The sequence below is a fragment of the Rhizobacter sp. P2_H2 genome, from assembly GCF_056403375.1.
The window spans coordinates 1-5,683 of the sequence record NZ_JBFUFP010000281.1; the positions used below are offsets into that span (position 1 = coordinate 1).

Annotated in this window: 5 protein-coding genes; 1 reads left to right on the plus strand and 4 read right to left on the minus strand. The window is 68.1% G+C overall.

The genetic code is table 11. From position 1 onward, the window contains the following. The 4 genes from AC1D15_RS15800 to AC1D15_RS15815 all read right to left on the minus strand — a co-directional run. A partial coding sequence (locus tag AC1D15_RS15800; protein WP_477826713.1) for a carbohydrate-binding protein occupies nucleotides 1–313 on the minus strand: 313 nt, incomplete at its 3' end. 89 nt (nucleotides 314–402) lie between these two features. After that, nucleotides 403–1,992, minus strand: coding sequence for a beta propeller repeat protein (locus tag AC1D15_RS15805; protein WP_477826714.1), 1,590 nt, complete (start codon nucleotides 1,990–1,992; stop codon nucleotides 403–405). Nucleotides 1,993–2,095: 103 nt separating this feature from the next. Then, nucleotides 2,096–2,920, minus strand: a complete 825-nt coding sequence (locus AC1D15_RS15810) for a glycosyltransferase family 2 protein (RefSeq protein ID WP_477826715.1) — start codon at nucleotides 2,918–2,920, stop codon at nucleotides 2,096–2,098. A gap of 131 nt (nucleotides 2,921–3,051) precedes the next feature. Then, nucleotides 3,052–4,968: a B12-binding domain-containing radical SAM protein gene (locus AC1D15_RS15815; protein ID WP_477826716.1), complete on the minus strand. Its 1,917-nt coding sequence runs from the start codon at nucleotides 4,966–4,968 to the stop codon at nucleotides 3,052–3,054. A 76-nt stretch (nucleotides 4,969–5,044) separates the two neighbouring features. Here AC1D15_RS15815 and AC1D15_RS15820 point away from each other — a divergent pair. After that, a partial coding sequence (locus AC1D15_RS15820; protein ID WP_477826717.1) for an AAA family ATPase occupies nucleotides 5,045–5,683 on the plus strand: 639 nt, incomplete at its 3' end.

The window sequence follows — 5,683 nt, forward strand, 5'->3', positions numbered from 1 at the left end:
GTGCTGGCGCGGGAGCCGGGGCGGGTGCCGGAGCGGGGACAGGGGCCGGCGCGGGCGCGGGCGGCGTGCCGCCACTCGGCCCGAGGTCCTGCCACAAGCTCGCCGTCGTCGGGTTCCAGCCGGTGCCGGTGTAGTCGGTCTGCGCGACCCAGGCCTTGTAGTCGTGCCCGGCGTACGACACGATCGTGCCCGCCGCGTAGAACGTGTCGGGTTTCCAGGCCGGGTAGGCCGCGTGCACGGCCGCGGCCGCCACCGACAGAACCAAGGACGCCAGCACGCGGCGCGCGGAACCGCCCGAGGCGGAAGTGGTCATGACCATTTTTAATCGCTCCCTCTGGATAGATGCTGCCGTCAGAATATCCAATTGAATACCAGTTGGAGCGATCCTCGCGCAGCAGGACGCTATTTCTTCTGTGACGACTCGTACGCTTTCGCGTCGAAATTGCTGTACTCCGTCTTCCAGTTCGTGCCTTCGTCGGTGGACGAGCGGATCGAGAACAGGCCGAGCTGCCCGCGGTCGACCGCGAAGGTCTTGCCCGAGGGCAACTGCACAAGGTGCCAGGCCAGCGGGAAATCACCGCGCTTCTTCCAGGTCTTGCCGCCGTCGTCGCTCGCCTTCAGTACCTGGTCGGTGAAGACGCCGCCCGGGTTCAGCAGCGTGCCGCCCAGCGTCTCGTAGGGCGGAGCGACCTTCACGTTGAAGTCCGATTTGATCTCCCTCCAGTTGGCACCCATGTCCTTCGACAGGTACAGCGACGCGAACACCCCCGCGAAGCCGCCGCCCGGCGAGGTGACGATGCCCAGCGAACCGCCAGGGTGGTACTCGATCGTCACGATCCGGCTGTTGTTCGGGGCCGTGGTGGTGCGCCAGATGCCGCTCGCGTAGTCGAGCGACTGGATCTGGCCGGTGCTCAGCGCGTAGGTCAGGCCCTGCGGGGCGCGCCAGATCCAGAACGAGTTCGCGCCGCTCCAGAAGCTGTTTGCGACGCTTTCCTTGCGCACCGGCGTCCAGGTGCCGGCGACCAGGCGAGGCGACTTGAAGAGCGTCACCTCGGTGCCGCTCTGCTCGGCGATGTACCAGCCGGTGCGGTCGTTGCCGTCGACGAACAGCAGGTTGCCGGGCGGCAGGTCGCCGGTGTCGATCGGCACCAGCCGGTCGCCACCCGGTGGAAGGCGCAGCAGCGTGCTGAACTCGCCGGCCGCGACCAGGCTGGCATCCGGGCGGTCGACCGGGGTCACGTGCAGCAGCGACTCCAGTCCGGTGCTCGGCAGCACGCGCCAGTGGCCCTCCGTCGACCGGATCAGCAGGCTGCCCAGGCGCGAGGCGGCGACGACCCGGCCATCGGACAGCTCGACCATGTTGTCGGCACCGACCGGCCGCAGCCGCGCGTACTCCTCGACCAGGTCGTTCGACGTGCGCGTGCCGTCCCAGCCGCCGGGCGTCGTGCCGGCAAAGCGCTGCGCCTGCTCGGGAGCGAAGCGCTGCATCATCGGCAGGTTCGACGTGATGGTCGCGCTGCGCCCGACGACGACGTTCGTGTTCACCGGCGTCATGATGAGCCGGCCGAGGTCGGTCGGCGTGCCGGGGACGATGGTGAAGCGGCCGATGCGCTGGCGCATCGTCGGCGTCATGCGCAGGGATTGGTTCGTCGCCCTGTTCGACAGCCCCGAGAACTCGTAGGCACCGGCCGGCAGCACGCCGACGAACAGCGAGGTGTCGCGCGCGAGGCCGGGTGCCACCTGCGTCAGGTTGAAGATGCTGCCGCTGGAACTGCCATCGGCATTGAGCCGCGTCACCGAGGCGACGTCCATCGCGGTGACCTGGGCCGTGTTGCCGGTGATGCTCACCACGGCCACGCTCTCGTTCGCCTTCGGCGGCGTCTTCAGCGGGTCGGGGGCGGTGCTGATGGTGGTGCAGCCGGCAGCCGCCACAAGGGCGCACGCCAGCAACGCATGCCGCAGGGCGCGGCGCGCAGGATCGATCAGGTTCAAGGGAAACTCCTCCGGTCGGTGGTGACGGCCCTGGGGGCTCGTTCGGCCCCTCGGGGGAGCGCCAGTTTAGGGCTTGTTAACAGGCCCTAGACCACGCGCCGGATCAGAACCAGGCCACCGGCAGGCTGAGCCCGACGGATTGGATCAGCTGCTGGCGCTGGGCCTGCAGCAAGGGCGTGGGCGCGCGCCAGCGGCGGTAGGTGTGCAGGAAGTCGACGACGACCGTGTTGTTCGTGGMCGCCGGCGCGGTGCCGCGGTGCAGGCCGGGGTTCACCTCGTCCTTGTGCACGATCGCGCCGCCACCCTCGTAGTACTGGGGCATCGCCTTCTGGCACACCGAGAGCAGGAAATCCCAGTCTTCCTGCGATTCGAGATGCGGGTCGACGCTGCAGCCTTCGAGCGCCAGGCGGTGGAACACCAGCGCGTTGTTCGGGATGAAGTTCTTCACGTGCAGCGATTCGATCGGGTGGCCGCCGAGGTGGATGCGGGTGCGCGCGAGGACCGCGTGCAGGTCCTTCTCGCGGTCTTCGTTCAGCACGTCGAAATCGGAGTACAGCACCTTGGCCTCAGGGTGGGCGCTGATGTGGGCCTGCGTGCGCTGCAGGTGCTCGGGCGCGAAGGTGTCGTCGTCGTCGAGGAACATCACCCACTCGCCGCGTGCGAGCCGCATGCCCTGGTTGCGGCTCTCGGCCGGGCCGCAGCGGCCGCAGCGCTTGATGAACATGTCCTGCTCGCGCAGCAGTTCGGCGCAGACGGTGGYCGTGTCGCCGTCGAGCGCGTCGGCCACGACGATGACCTCGAAATCCTGGAACGTCTGGGCGCGCAGCGAGCGCAGGGCGCGCGCCAGCAGCGGTGCGCGCAGGTGGGTCGTGGTGATGATGCTGAAGAACGGCGATCGGTACATCTCGGGCTCCATCGGGCGCGTCATGCGCCATCAGTGGGAGCCGATTCTGGGAAGGAGTGGGGTGCCGATCGACACGAAAAACGGGCCAAAGGCGGTGGGTCTCGGACCTATGGTACGTGTGTACCGGAACGGAAGAGCGGGCTCGTTTTCCCGACCTACTGCACCTGCTGCAGCGCCTTCGCGATGCGGTGCCGGCCGACCGTCGGTTTCGGCACGCGCACGTCGAACCAGCTGCGCACGTCAGCGTCCAGCCCGATGCCGTGCATGTAGTTGTAGATCGCCTTCTTCAGCGCGCGGCCCATTGCGTCGTGGTCGGTGCCGGTCGGGTCGATGAAGCCGACGTCGTTCTTCGCGAAGCGGCCCGGCGGCAGCGGCTGCAGCGAGATGCCGTAGTCGGCGGGCTGCAGGCCGACCGGCGAGTGCACGGTGCAGGCGAAGCGGTGGAAGAAGCCGCTCGCGATGCAGCCTGCCTCGAACAGCTGACGCACGTACTCGAGCGCGTCCACCGTGTCCTGCTCGTTCTGCGTCGGGAAGCCGTACATCAGGTACGCGTGCACCAGGATGCCGGCCTCCGAGAAGGCCTGCGTGACGCGCGCCACCTGCTCGACCGACACGCCTTTCTTCATCAGCTTCAGCAAGCGGTCGGAGGCCACCTCGAGCCCGCCCGAGATCGCGATGCAGCCGCTGGCGGCGAGCTCTTCGCACAGCTCGCGGTCGAAGGTCTTCTCGAAGCGCACGTTGCCCCACCAGGTGATCTCGACCTTGCGGCGCTGCAGCTCGGCGGCCAGCGCGCGCAGCGCCTTCGGCGGCGCGGCCTCGTCGACGAAATGGAAGCCGGTCTGCCCGGTCTCCTGCACGATGGCCTCGATGCGGTCGACCAGCGTCGTCGACGAGGCCTGCTCGAAGCGGGCGATGTAATCGAGGCTCACGTCGCAGAAGCTGCACTTCTTCCAGTAGCAGCCGTGCGCCACCGTCAGCTTGTTCCAGCGGCCGTCGCTCCACAGCCGGTTCATCGGGTTCAGCATGTCGAGCAGCGACAGGTAGCGGTCCAGCGGCAGGCCGTCCCAGGTGGGCGTGCCGACCTGGTCGAACGGGATGTCGRGCTCGGCGAAGCCGTTGATGTAGCGGACTGCGCCCGATTCGGCCTCGCGCACGAAGCTGCGCACCAGCCGCTGCTGCGAGCGCTTGCCCTGCAGGTGGTCGATCAGCGCGAGCAGCGGGCGTTCGCCGGCATCGAGCGTCACCACGTCGACGAAGTCGAACACGCGCGGCTCCGACAGCTCGCGCAGCTCGGTGTTGACGAAGCCGCCGCCGAGCGCGATGGCGATCTGCGGGTGCGCCGCCTTCACGGCCTGCGCGATGCGCAGCGCGGCGTACATCGAGCCGGGGAAGGGCACCGACAGCAGCAGCAGGTGGGGGCGGTGGCGCTCGACCGCGGCCAGTGCGAGTGCGGCGAGGCGCTCGTCGACCAGGTTCGGCGCGGCCGACAGCGCGCTGGCCAGCGGATCGAAATCGGCCTGGCTCGCGGCCAGCTGCTCGGCATAGCGCACGAACTCGAAGCGGCCGTCGATGGCGTCGCGCAGCACGTCGGCCAGGTCGTTCAGGTAGAGCGTCGCGAGGTGACGGGCGCGGTCCTGCAGGCCGAGCGCGCCGAAGGCCCAGGCGAGCGGGTCGCCGCCCTCGTCGTCGACGTAGACGTCGAGCGAGCGGAAGCGCGTGCCCTCGGGCAGCCAGTCGCGGCCGACGATGCGGTGCGCGAGGGTGGAGTCGCGCCCTTGCAGGAAGCGGATGGTGGGGGCGATGGTGGAGCGGTAGCGGTCGAAGGCGTCGAGGAAGACGGTGACCGGCGCGGAGCGCTGCGCCTCGGGTTGTGCCTGCGCGCGGTCGCGGACCTGGTCGAGGCCGGTGGGGGACAGCAGGTCGAGCACCAGCGCGAGCGCCAGGTCCTCCTGCACGGCCGTGATGCCACGCGAGCGCAGGAAGCCCGTGAGATAGGCCGTGGACGGGTACGGCGTGTTGAGCTGCGTCATCGGCGGGATCACGGCCAGGACGCGGAAATCTTCGGTGGACATTCGGGGGATTGTCGGCGATGCACCCGTGGTATTGCCGGGTGAGACACTTGCCCGGTCCTGACCTGTTGCATCCGCCATGCTCATTGAGTTCTCCGTGGCCAATTTCCGGTCGTTCCGGGAGCGGCAGACGCTGTCGATGGTGGCCGCGCCGCGGCTGCGCAAGGGCAGGAACACCTTCAAGGCGCCGCTCAGTGGCGAGAAGTTTCCCGACTTGCTGAAGGTGTGTGCGGTGTATGGGCCGAATGCAGCGGGGAAGAGCAACCTTTTGCAGGCGCTGTCGGTGATCGGTTTGATCGCGAATCTGTCGTCGAGTGCACTGGCCCCTGCGCTGCCAGTGACCCCGTTCGCGCTCGATCCGGCATTGGCGCAGGCGCCGAGTTCATTCGAGGTCCATTTCATCCAGGATGGAGTTCGATACCAGTTCGAGCTGGCAGCGACACGCTCAAGGCTCGTGCACGAGCGACTGGCGGCCTTTCCGCAAGGGAACGAGACCCTGTTGTACGAGCGGCGCTACGCTGACGAGACCGAGGGCTATGCCTTTGGCCCTGAACTCGAAGGCGGGGGTGACCTGCATCAGGCATGGCGGAAATTGACGCCACCGAACCTGTTGTTCATCTCGCAGGCTGTCGCGAACAGCAACGCGGAGATGAAGCAACTGCGGCGTCCATTCACCTGGCTGAGCCAGAGTGTCGAAGTGGTGCTGCGCGGCATGCAG